Source organism: Butyrivibrio hungatei NK4A153, assembly GCF_000424465.1.
Taxonomy (GTDB): domain Bacteria; phylum Bacillota; class Clostridia; order Lachnospirales; family Lachnospiraceae; genus Butyrivibrio; species Butyrivibrio hungatei_A.
Window position 1 is genome coordinate 88,656 of sequence record NZ_AUJY01000007.1, and the last position, 18,255, is coordinate 106,910.

17 protein-coding genes and 1 pseudogene are annotated in these 18,255 nt (G+C 41.4%); 3 read left to right on the plus strand and 15 right to left on the minus strand.

From position 1 onward, the window contains the following. Positions 1-38: 38 nt before the first annotated feature. The 5 genes and pseudogenes from rlmN to G628_RS0104920 all read right to left on the minus strand — a co-directional run bounded on the left by rlmN (position 39) and on the right by G628_RS0104920 (position 4,908). Positions 39-1,118: a 23S rRNA (adenine(2503)-C(2))-methyltransferase RlmN gene (rlmN, locus tag G628_RS0104895; RefSeq protein ID WP_051199035.1), complete on the minus strand. Its 1,080-nt coding sequence runs from the start codon at positions 1,116-1,118 to the stop codon at positions 39-41. A 372-nt stretch (positions 1,119-1,490) separates the two neighbouring features. Next, positions 1,491-2,306: a type II CAAX prenyl endopeptidase Rce1 family protein gene (locus tag G628_RS0104905; RefSeq protein WP_027208608.1), complete on the minus strand. Its 816-nt coding sequence runs from the start codon at positions 2,304-2,306 to the stop codon at positions 1,491-1,493. 28 nt (positions 2,307-2,334) lie between these two features. Further along, positions 2,335-2,571: pseudogene (locus tag G628_RS19400) on the minus strand (hypothetical protein); the annotation flags it as partial. A gap of 135 nt (positions 2,572-2,706) precedes the next feature. Further along, positions 2,707-4,122 (minus strand): 16S rRNA (cytosine(967)-C(5))-methyltransferase RsmB, encoded by a 1,416-nt coding sequence (gene rsmB / locus G628_RS0104915; protein ID WP_027208609.1) that lies wholly within the window; start codon positions 4,120-4,122, stop codon positions 2,707-2,709. A gap of 3 nt (positions 4,123-4,125) precedes the next feature. Further along, positions 4,126-4,908, minus strand: a complete 783-nt coding sequence (locus G628_RS0104920; protein WP_027208610.1) for a histidine phosphatase family protein — start codon at positions 4,906-4,908, stop codon at positions 4,126-4,128. A gap of 226 nt (positions 4,909-5,134) precedes the next feature. Here G628_RS0104920 and G628_RS0104925 point away from each other — a divergent pair, with 226 nt between their 5' ends. Genes G628_RS0104925 through G628_RS0104935 form a run of 3 tightly spaced genes read left to right on the plus strand, consistent with a single transcriptional unit; the run spans position 5,135 to position 7,440 of the window. Continuing rightward, complete coding sequence (locus tag G628_RS0104925) at positions 5,135-5,611, plus strand: DUF2975 domain-containing protein (RefSeq protein WP_026667738.1); 477 nt, start codon at positions 5,135-5,137, stop codon at positions 5,609-5,611. 16 nt (positions 5,612-5,627) lie between these two features. Further along, entirely contained in the window at positions 5,628-5,840 is a 213-nt protein-coding gene (locus G628_RS0104930) for a helix-turn-helix domain-containing protein (protein WP_026655458.1), read from the plus strand. Positions 5,841-5,844: 4 nt separating this feature from the next. Further along, on the plus strand, positions 5,845-7,440 hold the full coding sequence (locus G628_RS0104935) for a DUF4153 domain-containing protein (RefSeq protein ID WP_027208611.1): 1,596 nt from the start codon (positions 5,845-5,847) through the stop codon (positions 7,438-7,440). 39 nt (positions 7,441-7,479) lie between these two features. On the opposite strand, the gene G628_RS16470 is transcribed toward G628_RS0104935, so the two are convergent. The 10 genes from G628_RS16470 to priA all read right to left on the minus strand — a co-directional run bounded on the left by G628_RS16470 (position 7,480) and on the right by priA (position 18,213). Further along, positions 7,480-8,163, minus strand: coding sequence for a 4'-phosphopantetheinyl transferase family protein (locus G628_RS16470; RefSeq protein ID WP_034500648.1), 684 nt, complete (start codon positions 8,161-8,163; stop codon positions 7,480-7,482). Positions 8,164-8,169: 6 nt separating this feature from the next. Continuing rightward, the gene (locus G628_RS0104945) at positions 8,170-9,921 is read right to left on the minus strand and encodes an FtsX-like permease family protein (RefSeq protein ID WP_027208612.1); all 1,752 of its coding nucleotides are present in this window, start codon (positions 9,919-9,921) and stop codon (positions 8,170-8,172) included. Between the two features lie 5 nt (positions 9,922-9,926). Further along, the gene (locus G628_RS0104950; protein ID WP_242827173.1) at positions 9,927-10,688 is read right to left on the minus strand and encodes an ABC transporter ATP-binding protein; all 762 of its coding nucleotides are present in this window, start codon (positions 10,686-10,688) and stop codon (positions 9,927-9,929) included. Positions 10,689-10,721: 33 nt separating this feature from the next. Continuing rightward, entirely contained in the window at positions 10,722-11,489 is a 768-nt protein-coding gene (locus G628_RS0104955) for an EFR1 family ferrodoxin (protein WP_027208613.1), read from the minus strand. 121 nt (positions 11,490-11,610) lie between these two features. Beyond that, positions 11,611-11,865, minus strand: a complete 255-nt coding sequence (locus G628_RS0104960; protein ID WP_027208614.1) for a TIGR04076 family protein — start codon at positions 11,863-11,865, stop codon at positions 11,611-11,613. A 172-nt stretch (positions 11,866-12,037) separates the two neighbouring features. Continuing rightward, positions 12,038-12,754: a zinc metallopeptidase gene (locus G628_RS0104965; RefSeq protein WP_027208615.1), complete on the minus strand. Its 717-nt coding sequence runs from the start codon at positions 12,752-12,754 to the stop codon at positions 12,038-12,040. A gap of 130 nt (positions 12,755-12,884) precedes the next feature. Further along, positions 12,885-13,856, minus strand: a complete 972-nt coding sequence (gene fmt / locus G628_RS0104970) for a methionyl-tRNA formyltransferase (RefSeq protein ID WP_027208616.1) — start codon at positions 13,854-13,856, stop codon at positions 12,885-12,887. A gap of 2 nt (positions 13,857-13,858) precedes the next feature. Beyond that, complete coding sequence (def, locus tag G628_RS0104975) at positions 13,859-14,353, minus strand: peptide deformylase (protein ID WP_027208617.1); 495 nt, start codon at positions 14,351-14,353, stop codon at positions 13,859-13,861. Between the two features lie 121 nt (positions 14,354-14,474). Continuing rightward, the gene (locus G628_RS0104980) at positions 14,475-15,272 is read right to left on the minus strand and encodes a hypothetical protein (protein ID WP_027208618.1); all 798 of its coding nucleotides are present in this window, start codon (positions 15,270-15,272) and stop codon (positions 14,475-14,477) included. Positions 15,273-15,954: 682 nt separating this feature from the next. Next, positions 15,955-18,213: a replication restart helicase PriA gene (gene priA, locus G628_RS0104990; protein ID WP_242827174.1), complete on the minus strand. Its 2,259-nt coding sequence runs from the start codon at positions 18,211-18,213 to the stop codon at positions 15,955-15,957. Positions 18,214-18,255 lie beyond the last annotated feature (42 nt).

Consider the following 18,255-nt stretch of genomic DNA (forward strand, 5'->3'; position numbering starts at 1 on the left):
CACTTATCTTTTTATGGTCCATTAAAACATAACTCCTATTAAGACTTCTTCTCGCCCACATAGCGTCTTCTGAGCTGGCCGCAGGCTCCGTCTATGTCCCTGCCCATCTCTCTACGAATCGTCGCATTTATTCTGTTCTTTTCAAGCTTATCCTTGAACTTAACCGCATGAGAACGATCGGTAGGTTTGAAATCTCTTTCTTTTATCGGATTCACGGGAATCAAGTTTACAACACAGTTAAGTCCGGACAAAAGCTTTGACAATTCGGCTGCATCTTCATCAGAATCGTTAACTCCCGCAACAAGCGAGTACTCAAAAGTAAGCTGTCTTCCGGTCTTGTCAAAATAGGTCTTGCAAGCATTCAGCACTTCATGAATCTCATACTTATTTGCGATAGGCATGAGCTCTTTTCGCTTGTCATTATTTGATGCGTGAAGAGAAAGCGCCAGATTTATAGACAATTTCTTTTCCGCAAGTTCTAAGATCTTAGGCACGATACCGCATGTGGATACCGTAAGATTGCGCTGTCCGAGGTTCATTCCGTGCTCATCGGAAAGAAGCTCGATGAACTTAAGAAGATTATCATAGTTATCAAGCGGCTCTCCGCTACCCATGACAACGACTCTGGATATCTTTTCCCCTGTGTAACATGCTATAGCATATATCTGATCAAGTATCTCCGATGGCAAAAGATTCCTCACAACGCCGTCAATTGTCGACGCGCAGAACCTGCATCCCATCCTGCATCCAACCTGCGAAGATACGCAGACACTGTTACCGAATTTGTATTTCATGAAAACGCTCTCGATAACGTTGCCGTCATAAAGTCCAAAAAGGAATTTTTTCGTACCGTCGATCTGTGATTCCTGCACCTGAACAACTTCAAGACTTGTATAGCTACACTTCTGATCGAGCTTTTCTTTGAGCGACTTTGGGATGTTCTTCATCTCGTCGTAGTTTCTTGCTCTCTTGACATGCATCCAGTCATAGAGCTGTTTTGCCCTAAATGCAGGCTCACCGATTTCCTTGATGAAAGCCGTAAGTTCATCGAAGTTTAGGGATTTTATGTCTATTCTATTATCTTTTCCTAAAATGTAATCGTCCATAATTCTTTCCATTGACTATCAAACATTCGTTCTATATAATCTTATTTTGGTGCTACCAGTAATTACGGTAGGCGGTTAGTCCTTCAATCGGAGGACTGTGACCTCCGTTAATCATAGAAATCTCTCATGAGAAATCTTTGTTGGAGGAACTTGCGTATGCTCACCATCACTGACCTTATCGCAGTGCTTGCGCTGTGTGCGACTTTTTATAGTCTTGGTTATATGCATGGAAAGCATGATTCCAAGACACAAAAATAACCGCCTGGCCTGAGAAACTAAGCGGTTATCACAACGTTTATTCATCTTGGGACTAACCGTCTACCGGTAGCACCTTTTCTTTTATTATACTACCATCAACTTATAGCATCGTCAAACAATTCTTCTCTACTCCTGGCATAACACCTCACCTCTGCAAACTCTGCGGTTTCTGAGTATCAATCCCAGCACCAGTATAAACGCCAAAGGAATAATACCGCTTACAGGATTCATAAATATATCATAAGTCTTATTTAATTTAAATTTCCCTACAGGCACAAAGATAAGCGAATATGAAAGTTCCTCGGTCATATGCAATAAATACGCAGGAATAAATGATATAGTAGCTCTTCTTACTTCAACAAACAGCGGTGTCCACATAAGCATAATCACGATTCCCGAAAGTATTGTTTTTAATTTCATATTGCCATCCAGTCCGACAAAGTAAAGATAATACGGGATATGCCAGCATCCCCAGATAAGTCCTGTTGAAAGATATATCAAATAATCGTTCCACTCTGTTTTTTCAAAAAAAGGAACCATATTGCCGCGCCAGGTTATTTCTTCTACAAGGTTCTTGAGAACAGCCCCGGCCACAACAACACCTACAAGCGATCTGTCAAATCCTCCAACTATAGTCTGATTAAACTGATATGCTGTTCTTGTACATACAATTGAAATCAACGGAAAAATAAGAAGTGAAATAGCATAGATTTTTGCATTCCGGCCAAAGTTCATTTTGAACCCAACAGGCTCGAAGTACCCCTTATTGGTCAATCTGATGATCACAGATATAAGAAGCGGAAGTATTAACCATATCAGCATTCCCAAAGACTGCCCTTCAGGCTGCTCTGTCAGTACCATATCTACAGCTCTTCCTATAAAACCTGATGCCAAAGTAAAAACAGAAAAAACAACGATTACAAGCTTATCTCTTTTCTTCATTATTCAATCCACCTTCCGCCTTATTATGTCATTTCAGTAACTTCTTTGCCTTGGTACACCACTTGAGATACGTCTCGCATGTATCTATCCCGAAAGTAACCGTGAGATAGAAATTTATATGATATTTTTCATCTATTACTTTTTCAAGCTTCTCCTTATATATCCTAAGAATCTGCAATTCATCTTTTACCTGATTCTCAAAAACTTCAATATTGCGTATTGTTACAGCCTTATCTTCCCCGCCGCCAAAATAGATTTTTAAAAGCGTCTCGTACTTAAGGTCATTGCTTGCACTTTCTTCCTTATGAGATGCATTTTCCTTTTTCGGCTTCTATATGAAGTTGCGGCAAATGAAGCCGGCCAGGACTGATCCTGTAAACCGACACTTTAATTATCTTTTTTATTTCACTACTCTTTTAAGTTTTGCAATAAAGAAACCGTCTGTTCCGAATTCTCCGGGAAGAAGCTGTATAAAGCCCTTCTTTGCGGTGTCTTTTATGTTGTACTTATCGTTTTCTGTAATGTACTTTGGAAGCACATCTGTGATATCCACGGGTTCAAACGGAAGCTCGGTGCAGATTCTTTTTACCATCTGCTCATTCTCGGCCTTGTTCACCGTACATGTGGAATACATAAGCGTTCCGCCGACTTTGACATAGTCCCAGCAAGCCTTAACTATGTCCCACTGAAGTTTTGTCAGTTCATCAAGTTTAGCTTTTTTAATATTTTGCTTGATATCGCTCTTTCTACCTATGATTCCAAGTCCGGAGCATGGAACGTCGAGATAGAGATAATCGGCGTTTCTCTTCATATTATCATCATGGATCTTGGCATCGACAACCTCTATTGTGATATTATCAAGCCCAAGTCTTGCAGCATTCTCAGCAATAAGCTCCTTTTTTGCCGTAGAAACGTCTCGTGAAAAAACTTTTCCGTCTGCGCCGACTTTCTGCGCCGCATGCATGCTCTTTCCACCGGGAGCGGCACAAACATCAATAACCGTGTGTCCTTTCAAAGGATTCGCGATTTCTGTAAGGAGCATGGAACTTACGTCCTGAACCGCAAATTTTCCTTCCGCATATCCCGGAAGATATCTGATATTGTCGGTCTTTTCAAGTTCAAGTGCATATGGCAGGATCGGATTTTCTTTTACAACAACTCCCGCTTCTTCGAGTTCTTTTTTCAGCTTGAGCGCAGCAGCTTTCGCAGCTTCCGTATCCGATAAGCCGTTATCCGTGTCAGCTTTGCCCGCTGTACATCTGATAACCGTCGGGCGCGGCTCGAGGAAAAACTTAAGCATTCCTTCCGTCCTCTCAAAGCCGTACTCCGTAAGCCACATCTTGCACAACCATGAAGGCTGCGAATAAACTACGGACAGATAATCAACTCCCCCGTTCTCATTTTTGTCCGGATATGAAATATTTTCTTTATTCCTTGAAATGTTCCTAAGAACGCCGTTGACAAAGCCTTTCAGCCCCGCGAACTTATGCTTTTGCGCAAGTTTTACCGCCTCGTTGCAAGCAGCGCTGTCGGGAATGTTATCCATGAACATTATCTGATACGTTCCCATTCTTATCAGACTTCTTATCAGAGGCTGCATCTTTTTTACCTCTGTCTTGGAAAAAGAATCTATAACGTAGTCTATCTGTATATTTCTCTCAAGGCAGCCCTCCACCACTCTTTTAATAAATGCTTTGTCTCTTGTTTCAAGATAATCGTATTTTTCAAGTGCATCCTTTAAAAGCGTAGTTTTCCTGCCGCCATCCTTGTCGTACTCCATCAGGATGTTAAGTACTATCTCCCTAATATTCACCATAGATCAGTGCCTCTCATTTTTATTTTCGTATTTTTCGCAGAACCTTGCTGAAAAAGAAGGTTCTTCCCCCGCGATATTAAGATGAGTAATGTCTCCCATTCCTATTGTTCTGAACGATCCTATCCCCTTCTCACGCTCTTCGGAAGCTACGATCGTAACCGAAGTCGGCGCAAGTGCAATGAACTGAAACAGAACAAAAGGTGAGACATTCCATAGATATGACAGAAGAACAGACGTAATGCCATAATGGCAGAAAAAAGCTATAACTTTGTCATTACTCTTATTTACCTTAAATATCAGCCCGTCTTTCTCATAACCCTGCTTACGCAAAAAATCATCAAAAGACGAAACCACATAATCATACACCTTACACATATCGCTGTATATAACAGGTTCGGCATTTCTCCACGCATCCTTGTCAAAAAGCTCCGGATGAGCGCCATAATACGACGGAAGCATATCCCACAAAATCCTCGTCTCGTATTTGCCTGTCGCAGGATCTGTCTTAAGCTCGGTTTTATAAGCCTGCCTTGCACTCTCTGAAAGATTCGGATCGAACTGAGCCGGGAACTCTTTTAACCAGTCATAAGTAACCGCCTCTTTTCCTAGTGCCTTAAGCGAATACTCCGCAGTTTTCTGCGCCCTTCCAAGAGGCGACATATATATCTCATCGATGTTGTAATTCTTTATGTACCCGGCAAGGAACTGCGCCTCTCTCTGCCCCTTCTCGGTGAGCCCGTCAATCTCATAGTCCGGATCACCGTGCCTAATAAATATCAGTTTCATTTCTCTTTCCTTCATCAAAAAAATTAGCTTTCGCCATGTAATTATTATATATCCAAAACGGCTCACGGTGGGCTCTTATTAAGAATCCCGCTTTACAAATCCCGTCTCATTTTTCTCGACTTTCAAAAAACTTTTATTGTTTCTCAATAAAAAAATATTGCAAATCAAAAAAGAACGTGTTATAAAAAAATTATACAAGTACTTGGTGAAACAATTGGAGGATAACATGGATAGTAGATTAAATAATTTCGTTAAAGCCATCTTGGATCTTTGCTTTTATTTCGGGCTTGTGGTCATTGTCACAGTTCCTTTTTTCCTAAAGCATGCAGTTAAGCTGGCAGTCTACACTTTAGGTGAAAGCACAGAATACAGTGCGATCAACGATCACTTCGGATACGCGCTGGTTTCTATCATGATCGCAGGCAGTGCTGCTCTTCTCATTTTGTACGAACTTCGAAAGATGATGAAAACAGTAACCGATGACAACTGTTTTGTTGATGCGAATGTAAAAAGCCTGTACCGCATGGGAACTTACGCTTTTATCATAACAGGGATCAAACTTCTTAGATGTTTCGTATACTTCACCCCGGCAGCAGTGGTTATCGCAGGTGTATTTCTTTTCGCCGGACTGTTCAGTAAAGTCTTGGCAAGGGTCTTTGACAGGGCCGTGAGATACAAGCAGGAAAACGATTTAACCATTTAACAGGGCAGGTGAGAATATGATTGTAATTAACTTAGATGTAATGATGGCAAAGAGAAAAATGGGACTGACCGAGCTCGCCGGCAAAGTCGGTATCACCCTGGCTAATCTTTCTATCCTAAAAAACAATAAGGCGAAGGCCGTCAGGCTCGAGACCCTTGATGCAATTTGTAAAGCTTTGGATTGTCAACCGGGAGATATCCTTGAATACGTTGACTCTCAGGAGGAATAAAAGTATGGAAACACAAAATAATCAGATGCCGCAGAATAACAATAACGGATATGAATATAATGGACAAACAGGCAATTACACCCCTGTCGGAGCCATGCAACAGCCCGTAAACCATTTTGCGATTCAAGCTGCTGCCGTTCAAAAAGAAAGCGCTGAACATTTTAAAAAATACGGAATATTATCCGCTATATTCGGCTTAATATACAGCATCTGTCTGTATAATAACCACTCAAGCATAACATACCCCGTATTTATGCTCTGCGCTCTGATAATACTCAAACTTGTAAGGGGAAAAGACGGCCTCTCACTGATAGCCGACTGTAACGGAAAAAAAGGACTCGGAATCTTTTACGTAGTTTCTCTGATGCTTCTTTCCGTACACAGATGCCTTACAACCAGTTTCACATTGGCTTTTTGGGAAAGAACCGCTATCTTCATGCTGTTCTTCAGCTACATAATCTATCTTTATGTAGACACGACAGGATTCAGTATCGGCGAGTGGCTCATAGGTCTTTTTTCAACCGTCATAAAACCTTTTGAGCACTTTTCACGCCCGTTCTCAGACTTTGTTGCACATGTCAAGCTCAAGAACAACGATGTTGACACAAGTGAGAAAAAGAAAACTATCCGTGCGGTACTCATCGGAATTGCCATCGCAGTGCCTATGCTTCTTGTGATTGTTCCTCTCCTTTGCTCTGCGGATATGGTTTTTAAAGATGTACTGACAACCATAAATATCGATTTCAGCATCACTGAAGAAATATATCATACGATAATGATGGTCTTTACTGCAGTTTTTGTCTTCTGGAGTTCGTATACCATCATCACTTCGATGATTGCAAAAGAACTGAAGATAAAGATCAATGACCTCGGCACAAAGAATCCTGTAATTGCCATTACATTCACAGGCATCATCGGCGCTGTTTATGTTCTGTTCTGTATTATTCAGCTTCTTTATCTTTTTAGCGGAAGCGTCGCTCTTCCCGAAGGATATACTTATGCAGAATATGCGCACGAAGGTTTCTACCAGCTTTTGACCGTTTGTATCATTAACATCGTTATGGTATCGGTCTGCCAGACCTTTTTCAAAGAATCAAAGGTACTTACAGCCCTGCTTACAGCCATAGCCGGATGCACATATATAATGATCGCATCTTCAGCAATGAGAATGGTACTCTACATCGGTGTTTATCACCTGACATTCCTAAGACTTTTCGTACTCTGGTTCCTTGCCGTACTGTGCTTCTGGCTCGCCTTTCTTATTGCAAGCATGTACATCAAAAACTTCCCTGTATTCAGAGCCGGAATGGTGACGATAACAATTGCGTTTTTGATATTTATCTACAGTAATCCGGAATACAGGATTGCCAAATACGACATTGAAGCGACAGGCCCGTCAATAAACGTGCAGTCTCCCGACGCCTCATATATAAAGTGGTTTCTTTCTTACGATGCGGTTCCGGCGCTTGAAGGAAATGAAGTCTTAATATATGACTACAAGGACGGCCGCAAAGATTACAAATTTGATGATGAGAAAAAATATACGGGACTTAGAAGATTCAATTTTTCGTATCATATTGCGCAGAAGTATCTGAAATAAACTTTTCAGGCGGACACCTTTACGTGCCCGCCTGAATTTTTACAAAGAAATTTCTTTATACGATACTTCCATATACATTTCCGGAATCCCAGCCTCCTTCGAACAAACACAGAGACTGTAATTCCCTTCAAATTCATATCTCATAAAATGATATTCACCGGATTCTTCGCCATTTTCGCAAAGCTTATACTCTCCGTCTATTTTTACGATTCCAAACTCATCAAGCGGCTTGTAAAGTCCCATCCCGATACATTTTATGTACGCCTCTTTAAGACTCCACATGTCATAAAAGAGCTTTCTCTTTGCATCATCCGAATCCGAAGCTCTTTTAAGCGCATCTTTTTCTTCCTGTGAAAAAAATCTTTCGGCTATATCAAGTCCTCCGCTCTTATGCTCCTGCACATCGATTCCGACAGGACTACCGGCGACCGCGCATACCACATAGTCTCCCGAATGTGAGATATTGAAATGAACACCTCTTTTTCCGACTACATGAGGCTTTCCGTACTTATTCTTTTCCACTCTTATCTCATCTAAAGAAATTCCAAACGCCTTAGTTATCGCATATTTGGATAAAAGAATTCCTGCGAGAGCTCTTTTTTTATCCTCAATGAAATGAAATCTCATTATCCTGTCTTTCTGCTCAGGATCTATCTTGGACAAAGCGCATTCAAATTCAGCATCACTTAATTCATTTAGCGCATTTATAACATATACCTGCATATGCGATCACCATTCAGACAAGTACTCCGCTTGCTTTTCTCCCTCGATTATCTTTTTGATCTTTCTTGTAAAGACTGCTCTTACAAGGAAACAGATCAAGTTTAATATAACAAACATATAGACAATCGTAAAACCTGAAACCTGAAACGGCATGTAATCGCCTGTTGCAAATGACGTATTTATCTGTATTTTTCTCGCCGCATATATGCAAATCGGAATCGATAGGAAAAAGATTATATTCGATACGATCAGGTACGGATCAAGAAGTATACTGTTTATCTTCTTATTGTCATATCCAAGCAGGTCAAAAATCAGGATGCTCTCCGTGTTTCCGGACAGTCCTATAAATATCGCAAGGAAGATAAGCAGGCACCCTGTTGCAACGCCGATGCTCTGGTTTATTATCGCGCTCGCTTTGTTGGAAGTCTGATCTCTTGAAAGCGCCTCCATCTTATCTTCATAGAGAGTGCTTGCGCTCTCATCCAATGAAGCATTTGACCAAACACCGTTGTATGCTGCATTATCAACATCCATTAACGCGGCAAGTTTTTCTTTTGAAATGTACATGCTCTTTATGCCGGCATTTCTTGCGAGATTCGTCGCTTCGATTTCAACTGCTCTTCCATTAACCTCGATACTTAATTTGTCTCCAACTTTAATGCCATAGTTCTCGGCAAGTTCAGGATTAAGAACAACGCCCGGTTCGTTTGAAAGGTCGATTTTATTGTGCTTTTTATCATATAGGGAAAAGAGCTCATTATTGCTGTCGGTGCCTATGATGTTGTAGGATATCTTTTCGCCGTCATGATCGATTGCTGCATTATATCTGAGATAATACGAAATATCACCGGCGCTGTCAGGTGGTACTGTATCTGTGTTTCCTTCATCTGCAGTACTTTCCTCGACATTTCTTACCTCATCATACTCAGTCACATAGCTGTATTCTCTTCCTTCGCGCTGCGATCCCATAATCTCTCTGCTACTTAGAAGAAGTGATACGCTAAGAACAAACATGATTCCAAACGTAACAATCGCAGTGACAAGAAGCAATAACTCACTTATATTCTTCAAAGTAAGCTTGTACTTATATCCTCCTTTCATCTTGAAAAAGCCGATGAATTTCTCGACAAATCCGGGTTTACCCGCTGAGCTGTCAGCTTTTTTCATAAGGAGTGCGGCTTCCTTATTAGCGGATAATGCATATGCAATAAGAGTCACGATATCTATAAACGACGCCCATGCAAATGGATAAATGAAATCCGAAAAGCTTATACCCTTTGAAAGCGATTCAACCATGTAGGTCTTCTTATATGCAGAAATAAGTATGCTTGAGCCGAAAAAGCCGACAAAAGCTCCGATCATAGCAGTGATCCAAGACACTACGGTCAATAAATTGAAAGTCTGTATTGCTATATCCCAGGTTGTAAATCCAAGCGACTGCAAAAGTCCCATCTTTGCCTGATTCTTCTTTATGGTATTTGTCAAAAAAAGAAATAGTATCAAAAGAAATACAGCGATCATCGCAGATGACATATTTCGAATCAGAACTTTATTGATTTCAAGCGCGTTAATAAACTTGAGCTCGTTCTCGGCAAGAGCCGATTGATCAAGTTTTCTGTATATATTTAAGTTTTTATCAACAGAAAAGTGAACAAAGTAATGTAGAAAGGATGTACCGATCAAAAACAACGACAAAATCGCCATCATTGTTTTTTTTGCCAAAAAATCTTTTTTAATATGCTTATATAATAATTTCATTGTGCTCAAATCCCCCATGCCATCGCGTCAGGCTCAATGATCTCATCGTTCATATAATCGTTTATGATATTTCCGTCTTCGAGCACCAGCACCCTGTCGGCTGTCTTTGCTATTTCTCTGTTATGTGTGGTAAAAAAGATCGTCGTTCCGAATTTCTTTTTTATCTCATGAAGGAGCTTAACGATATTGATGCTGTTATCCTTATCAAGCGCTCCCGTTGCTTCATCGCAGAACAAGATCTCAGGATTTTTTGCAACAGCTCTTGCAATGCATACTCTCTGTTGTTCGCCTCCCGAAAGCTTATATGGGTACTCGTCAAGATACTTATCTATTCCAAGAAGTGCGCTTAGTTTCTCAATTTCACTCATATCAGTTTTATCATGTTCATAAACATCTCTTTTCTCCGCTCCAAGGAAAATATTCTCTCTTACAGTGAGATTCGGAAGAAGCATATAGTGCTGGAAAACAAAGCCTATCTTGTCTCTTCTTAAGTTTGCTATCTCTCCCTTTGAAAATCGGGTAATATTTTTTCCGTTATAAAAAACTTCTCCGCTTGAAGGCGTAAGAATCGTTGAAAGAACATTTAAAAGTGTCGACTTTCCGGAGCCGCTATGCCCCAAAACCGCGATAAAATGGCCTTTTTCAACAGAAAGACTGACTTCGTTAAGTACATTTCGTTCGTCAAATTTCTTTGTTACTGATTTTGCTTCAAGAATTACGCTTCCCATGACTGTCTCCTCTTTTCCTACTGCTGTCTTTTGTTTCATTAGTGTTGCTGTCTCAATAACATGTTTCTACTTTTAGCCGACGTTGAACTTCTCAAATGTAGTCTGCTCAACAACCCTGTTTCCCAGAAGTGTAATTGCCTGCGCAGGGCAATGACTGATACATCTGTAGCACATGGTGCACTTGCCCTGCGGCACCGGTTTACCGCCTGATTGCTGCACAAGATTGTCCATTGGACATTCATTGACGCAAAGTCCACATCCCACGCATGCATCACTTATTTTTAATTTATCCGAATACTTTAAAGTCTTTCCGTAAAACCACAAGCGCTGGCCGAACAAACCTGCAATATGATCGCAAAATCCAAGTCCCTCTTTCGGGTACTTTCCGCTCTTGATCTTCGCTACCCATGCTTCAATCTTTTCATCAGCCAGTTTAACTATCTTCTTATTTGCCTCTTCTGTCTTTTTCAAGAGCTTGCTGTCACAAACAGAATCAGGCATCTTGATCTGCAATCCGCCTGTCACCGTAGCTCCGTAAATCTTAAACAATCTTGCGGTGCAACCTGTACCGTCGCCGCTAAAAGCACCCATGGTATTTATGCAAAAGATTCTTTTACCTTCCCAAATGGTGCTGTTATTCCTGATAAAATCTCTCACCATAAGCGGTGCATTGGAAAATTGCGTAGGATAGCCCACAACAATATCCGTCTCATTTTTAATTTTTTCAATAACTTGTGGATTTTCAATTGGAAAAGTCCTGCCGTTTTCATCAAGTAACTGCACAAACTTTTCCACACAGTGCTTAGAATTGCCTGTTCCGCTTAGATATAAGCCAATCATTCCCCCTACCTCCCTGTTAAAACAACATAAAATATATTTTAGCAGGGTAACGTAGTGAATTGCAACTCTTTCCATTCAAAAAGAGTGCTATCTCGCACTAAGATAACACTCCTCGTATACTTTACTCAACACTCTCTATCATAAATTTGACCGTCTCACCGCAGTCTGTGCACTGGTAAGGACCCGGTCTGAGATTTCCGCCTCTTCTGAAAGCATAGACAAAGGGATAAATTGCATTCATCGCAACCATGCACACATTGTCGCTCTTCTCTTTATCAAGCAGACTTCCTTCGAAGCAGATCACATCACCCTCTTTATACTTTGGGCAATGGCTCTCGATCACGGTAACTTTTACTTTATTATCTGTATAATTCATGTCTGTTCCTCCCGGTTAATATTTAGATAATATATAAAAAATCACCATGGCAAATCTGCTTTATACCGATCTGCCATAGTACTAATATAAAAACATTTCGCTCGCGAAATGCTAGCGCGCGAGCGGTAATGCGACGCAATTATATACCATTCCGCAAGCTGCGCATACAATATCAGTCTCTCCTTCTGCCGTTCAAGAGAACAAGTCTTAAGAGCTGTACTACTGCTGCCGCTGCGCTTGCAACATATGTCATTGCAGCCGCGGAAAGGACTTTTCTTGAGTCCTTAACTTCCTCGTATCCGAGAATTCCGTACTCTTCAAGCATTACAAGTGCTCTGTGAGAAGCATCAAATTCTACGGGAAGTGTCACAAGCTGGAACAAAACAGCTAATGAAAATACCCATATTCCTATTGTGATAAGCGGAGAAAAGCTTACCAACATACCAAGGAAAATAAGTGGGATTCCTGCCTTTGAGCCGATATTGGCAGCAGGAACTATAGCTGTCCTTATCTTAAGAGGTACGTAGCCGTAATAATGCTGGCAAACGTGGCCGCACTCATGCGCAGCAACGCCTATTGCCGCAACACTCGGAGAATTGTATGTCGCATCCGAAAGACGGATAACTTTCGCCTTCGGATCGTAATGATCTGTAAGATTACCACTGACGTGCTGTATCATAACATCGGTGATCCCGTTTCTTCTAAGTATCTCAGCAGCAACCTGTGCTCCTGTCATGTTACACATACTGCGGATTCTCTCATATTTTTTGTATACGGATGAAACCCTGTGGCTTGCGATAAGACACAATATGCCCATTATTATCACAAGAAAATACATTGGATCAAATCCGTATCCATACATCACTCTGCTTCCATAACCGTAACCCATTTAACTCACCTCCGATTCCGGTATACCATCATCCTATCACTATGCATTGCATCTACTACAGTAACAATCTGCCGTCTACCATAAATGCTTTGCTCAGATCATATAGACTAATTCTTATTAAATCATATTATCAACGCATCTGGAAACTTGTCCCGATCTCTACTTTATTTCCAAGCAAAAAATCTTTCACAAGCATCCTCTTTTTACCTTCAAGCTGAACTTCCTTTAAAACCAAAGTTCCCTTTCCCGTTGCAACGCCGATAACTTCTTTTGTGACAAAAGAAACTGTTCCGGGCTCAGCATTCTTCATAACTTCGGCATTTCCCGCAATTTCTTTTACATTCTTATCATCAATAGCGTCAGCGGTCCAAATCTTGAGCATCTTGCCTTCAAGACGGGTATAAGCACTTGGCCAAGGATTAAGCCCTCTTACAAGATTCCTTATATCCACAGCGTTCTTATTAAAGTCTATTTTTCCCATGTTCTTGGAGAGTTTCCCACACTTCGTAGCAAGCTCTTCATCCTGCGGAACAGGTGTAAGCTCGCCTCGCTCTATCTTGGGAAGCGCCTCTACGATAAGCTCCGCGCCAAGTTCCGACAACTTATCAAACAGACCGCCACCCGTTTCATTGTCGCCAATAGGTATTTCCCTCTGAAGGAGAATATCGCCTGTGTCCATGCCTGCTGCCATCTGCATGATCGTGACGCCCGTTGTTTTCTCGCCGTCAATAATTGCCTGCTGGATAGGCGCAGCTCCTCTATACTTGGGAAGAAGCGATGCATGAATATTGACGCATCCAAACTTTGGAATATCAAGTATTTCCTGTGAAAGAATCTGTCCAAAAGCTGCAACAACGTATATGTCAGCCTCATAGTTTTTTAAATAAGCAACATTTTCGGGAAGCTTTATTCTTTCAGGCTGAAACACAGGGAAACCATGTTTCAGAGCACATGCCTTAACATCCGAAACCTGAAGTTCGCCGCTTCTGCCCTTTGGCTTATCGGGCTGTGTAACAACCAGAGTTATCTCATGCCCCGCTTCTGCTATTTTTTCCAAAGCGCTCGCCGCAAAATCAGGCGTACCCATAAAAATTATTTTCATATTTACGCATCCTCATTTTCAGCCATGAGATCTTCGTTATCTACAAGCTCGCCCTCAACTTTTTCAACATACATATGTCCGTCAAGGTGATCGTTCTCGTGAAGAATCGCTCTTGCAAGAAGTTCCTCGCCCTCTATAACAAATTCTTCGCCTTCAAGATTGATTGCCTTAGCCTTTACATAATTAGGTCTTGTGACAATTCCTGATTTTCCGGGAAGTGAAAGGCATCCCTCATATCCCGTCTGCTCTCCGCTTGTCTCAAGTATCTCGGGATTGATAAATACTATCGGTGAATCACCCTCAGGAGATACATCTATAACAAATACTCTTTTAAGTATTCCAACCTGCGGAGCGGCAAGTCCTACACCGTTTGCATCATACATGGTGTCGATCATGTCCTGCACAAGCTCTTTTATCCTGGGCGTGATCTCTTTTACTTCTTTACAACGGCTCTCAAGTACATTGTCGCCGTATTCTCTTATAGTTCTAAGTGCCATTTCGGTCTCCTCTTACACGTTTATTAGAAAAACAACTATAGACGATTGTCTAATATTTTAGTTTCATCATGTTATTATAAAACGCACCCACACTATTATCAAATCATTTTAATATCGGCCATTATAACATAGTTTCTTTCAACATCCGTCTTATTCCTTTAATATCAAGAGGATTTCCTGTTGTTTCATATGTAAACAGCAGATTCTTCCCGGGATATATTCCGTTATCCCTGTAAATATCCATCTTACATAAAGTATCTTTTCTATAGCTCTCATCATCCATAAAGCCAAAGTGTTCAAGATATACAACTTCTCCCGTTCTCTTTTTAAGCAAAGTAAAATCCGGATACTTTATCTTTCCATCTCTTAGCCTAACCGGACACTCGTAATGATACGGAATCCCCATTTCAAAAAGCATATCTGCGATTATAGCTTCAGATTTAGACCTGACTTTTTCTCCTCTTCTCGTGTCATATATTTTATTTTCAATTTTATATGGATTTGTCTTAAATGTCTTAGACTGCCATTCTTCAGCAATTTGATCATCCAACGGGATATATGATGTAACAAGATTTTGTCTTTCTTCAGATAGGTCTTCATATGCGGTTTCAGATTGTTTTTTTTGATAGCTTGCAAGCATTTTCTCAAGCATTTTCAATTCGTCCGCAGCAGATTTAAGAAAATGCTTATTGTAGTCTTTTTGTGCCAAAAGCCTTATCATGCACATTTGCTCGTTCTTGGGCAGATACTCTCCGCTTGTATCCCGTTCTTTACTTACTTTATAATACCGTATTCTCCCGTTACTCCTACTGGTTCGTAATCTCCCTTTCGGAAAAGAGCCTTTCTCCTTCTCTGCGCGCCTTATTACACGCTTCAGAAACGCGATACGATTGTTTACACTTTCAATAATGGTATTCATTTTTCTTTTGATAATCTCCTTTATTATTTGCTTATTGAGTCTACTTTTGGTTTTGCACTTTTTACTTCTGTGTTTGTACTGCCCGCTTCTGTTTTTGTACTGCCTGCTTCTGTTTTTGTACTGCCTGCTTCCATGGAAGACTTTCCGCGCATTGTAAAAAATACAAAAAGTGACTAATTCGATCGTTTTCATGTTCCTTAGTCACATTTTCCGCTAAAATCTGCGCTTTTGGAACCTTCAATACCGGAAAAGGTGAGAGAATTTTGACTATATCAAATGTTATGAAACATATTAGTCACTACACTCTTATATACTCAAGAAAAAACGTGACTAAATCGATATATTTTTTACGTATTAGTCAAAAAATGGATTTTTCACGAAGACTGCGCTATAGAGCGCGTTCGTAGCATCTTGCAGAACACTCCGCAAGCACTGCAAGCAGCGCCATAGAGTATAATCGACGCGACGGAACCAACCGCCGCGATTGAGTAATAGTACTGCTGTCCCCCAATATCTCGCCCTTTTAAGAAGAGTAAATTGTCATTCTGCAAAGCAGAGGAATGAGCTGTACCGAGCGATACGGCAATTGCCGACAACAATGCAGAAAACACTTCAGCCAAGTAATAAAGTCGACTTATTTGGTGACAGCAACACTATTTTATATATAATTTTATATATAGTATCAGAACCCATTTACCGGGTCAAAATCAAACTGAACCGATATAGTCTTAAGCCTGCCGGAATCCTGCAGATCTTTTATGTATTTCTCAAGTACATCTTTCAGAATGATCAGGCCGTCATAGTCATCAAGCTTAACGTACACAGCGATCCTGTACACATCGTTGATCCTGCCGATTGTGGCAAGCGCCGGCCCGATAAATACAGCATTTTGAATATGCTGTTGCTCCATAAGAGCTCGGAGCCTATTTGAAAAAGCCATTCCCTCTTCTTCATCCCTACTCTGGATCTGAACCGACATCATATGAGAGATCGGAGGATATCTCAAAATGTCCCTATATGCGATTTCTTCGGCATAGAAGGCATCGTAATCCTGCTTTGCCGCCGTCTGAATGCTGTAGTGGTCGGGCTGATAGCTCTGAATAACTACGTTTCCTGCCCTGTCTCCTCTTCCTGCTCTTCCTGCGGCCTGCGTAAGAAGCTGGAAAGTCCTCTCACTTGCTCTGTAATCCGAAGCATAGAGCGACATATCCGCGGCTAGCACGCCTACAAGCGTAACATTGGGAAAATCGTGTCCTTTGACTATCATCTGCGTTCCCACGAGGACATCCGCTTCCTTATTTGCAAATGCAGACAAAATCTTCTCATAACTTCCTTTTGTCCTCGTTGTATCAGCGTCCATTCGAAGGACTCTCGCATCAGGCCAGAACTTTTTGACCTCATCCTCAATCTGCTGTGTTCCTGCCCTAAACGAAGACACGAACTTGGATCCGCACTTGGGACATATCTTCTTTACAGGCTCCTCATATCCGCAGTAGTGGCAGACAAGCCTGCCGCCCCTGTGCTCCGACAAAGACACATCGCAGTGAGGGCATTTAAACACATGACCACAAGACCTGCAGGAAACAAATCCCGCAAGCCCTCGCCTGTTGATAAAGAGCATCGCCTGCTCGCCTTTTTTTATTCTGTCATCCAGAAGTTCCTGCAATCTCAGGGAAAAAATAGATCTGTTACCTTTTCTGAGTTCTTCTCTAAGATCCGCTATCTCAACGGTAGGAAGCGTTCCTCCCGTTAGTCTCTTAGTTAGTTCAAAAAGCTCGTACTCTCCGCTTTTTGCTTTGTAATATGCTTCAAGAGAAGGTGTTGCACTTCCGAGCACCACACAGGCGCCGTCCGGAACGAGCCTTGCAAGCTCTATCGCGGTCTCTCTTGCATGATATTTGGGCATCGTCTCACTCTTATAGGTAGTCTCATGCTCCTCATCGATTATGATGATTCCCGTATTGGGGAACGGGGTAAAAAGAGCCGATCTGGGACCTATTATTATATCTATATCCCCTGTTCTTGCTCTCTCCATCTGATCAAACTTTTCGCCCGGAGACATAGAGGAATTTACCACAGATACCCTGTCTCCAAAATGCCTGTAAAAGCGCATAAGTGTCTGATATGTAAGTGCTATCTCAGGAATAAGGACTATCGCCTGTTTTCCCTTTTTTACAATCTCATCTATAAGCGCTATATAAACTTCAGTCTTTCCGCTTCCGGTTATGCCGTGAATCAAGTAAGTCTTTCGTTTACCCTCATCGTAATCTCTTATAACACTGTCAACAATGTTCTGCTGTTCGTCGCTTAGAGTCTTTTTCCCATACCTTGTGGTTTCTGCAGCAACAGGATTTCTATAGTATTCTTCACTGTCTATCCTGATGATTCCTTTATCCGAAAGGCTCTTTAATGTTGCAGAAGTGACATTCAGCTTACTTGTCACAAGTTCATAAGGGATCCTGTCTTCGGGATTATCGAGAAGTTCCCTGATGATTCTCTCCCTTGCCGTCTGCTTCTTTCTCACACATTCGTAGTAATACTCGGTCGCATCACGCTGGGATATTCTGAGCGAAACATATTTGTGAACCTGCCTGTTCTGCTTTTTTCCCGAAGGAATAACCGTACGGAGAGCCGCATTCATGGTTGAACCGTAATGTCTTTTCATCCAGGCCGCGAGCTTCATTGAAAGGTCTTCAGCCGAAACGGTATCTCCGGCTATATCAATGATTTCTTTTATCCTGTCCACTTCCCACTGAGGCTCGTCGGTAAGTTCGACAACATAGCCTTTCCTGACATTGTTGCCTCGCCCAAAAGGAATGTTCACCGGACTTCCTACATCCACCTTGCCGATAAGCCTGTCCGGAATACGGTACTGAAATGGTCTGTCAACCTTCTCATGCGATATGTCTACTATTACATTAGCGTATATAAACTCGGCCACAGCCCCTCCTTCATGCGCAATTTATTTGATAGGTACTATCAA

Bases quoted from the DNA above. Each gene is read 5' to 3' on its own strand.
- rlmN (WP_051199035.1), bottom strand. From the start codon at position 1,118: ATGGAAAGAATTATGGACGATTACATTTTAGGAAAAGATAATAGAATA.
- G628_RS0104905 (WP_027208608.1), bottom strand. From the start codon at position 2,306: ATGAAGAAAAGAGATAAGCTTGTAATCGTTGTTTTTTCTGTTTTTACT.
- rsmB (WP_027208609.1), bottom strand. From the start codon at position 4,122: ATGGTGAATATTAGGGAGATAGTACTTAACATCCTGATGGAGTACGAC.
- G628_RS0104920 (WP_027208610.1), bottom strand. From the start codon at position 4,908: ATGAAACTGATATTTATTAGGCACGGTGATCCGGACTATGAGATTGAC.
- G628_RS0104925 (WP_026667738.1), top strand. From the start codon at position 5,135: ATGGATAGTAGATTAAATAATTTCGTTAAAGCCATCTTGGATCTTTGC.
- G628_RS0104930 (WP_026655458.1), top strand. From the start codon at position 5,628: ATGATTGTAATTAACTTAGATGTAATGATGGCAAAGAGAAAAATGGGA.
- G628_RS0104935 (WP_027208611.1), top strand. From the start codon at position 5,845: ATGGAAACACAAAATAATCAGATGCCGCAGAATAACAATAACGGATAT.
- G628_RS16470 (WP_034500648.1), bottom strand. From the start codon at position 8,163: ATGCAGGTATATGTTATAAATGCGCTAAATGAATTAAGTGATGCTGAA.
- G628_RS0104945 (WP_027208612.1), bottom strand. From the start codon at position 9,921: ATGAAATTATTATATAAGCATATTAAAAAAGATTTTTTGGCAAAAAAA.
- G628_RS0104950 (WP_242827173.1), bottom strand. From the start codon at position 10,688: ATGAAACAAAAGACAGCAGTAGGAAAAGAGGAGACAGTCATGGGAAGC.
- G628_RS0104955 (WP_027208613.1), bottom strand. From the start codon at position 11,489: ATGATTGGCTTATATCTAAGCGGAACAGGCAATTCTAAGCACTGTGTG.
- G628_RS0104960 (WP_027208614.1), bottom strand. From the start codon at position 11,865: ATGAATTATACAGATAATAAAGTAAAAGTTACCGTGATCGAGAGCCAT.
- G628_RS0104965 (WP_027208615.1), bottom strand. From the start codon at position 12,754: ATGGGTTACGGTTATGGAAGCAGAGTGATGTATGGATACGGATTTGAT.
- fmt (WP_027208616.1), bottom strand. From the start codon at position 13,856: ATGAAAATAATTTTTATGGGTACGCCTGATTTTGCGGCGAGCGCTTTG.
- def (WP_027208617.1), bottom strand. From the start codon at position 14,353: ATGGCACTTAGAACTATAAGAGAATACGGCGACAATGTACTTGAGAGC.
- G628_RS0104980 (WP_027208618.1), bottom strand. From the start codon at position 15,272: ATGAATACCATTATTGAAAGTGTAAACAATCGTATCGCGTTTCTGAAG.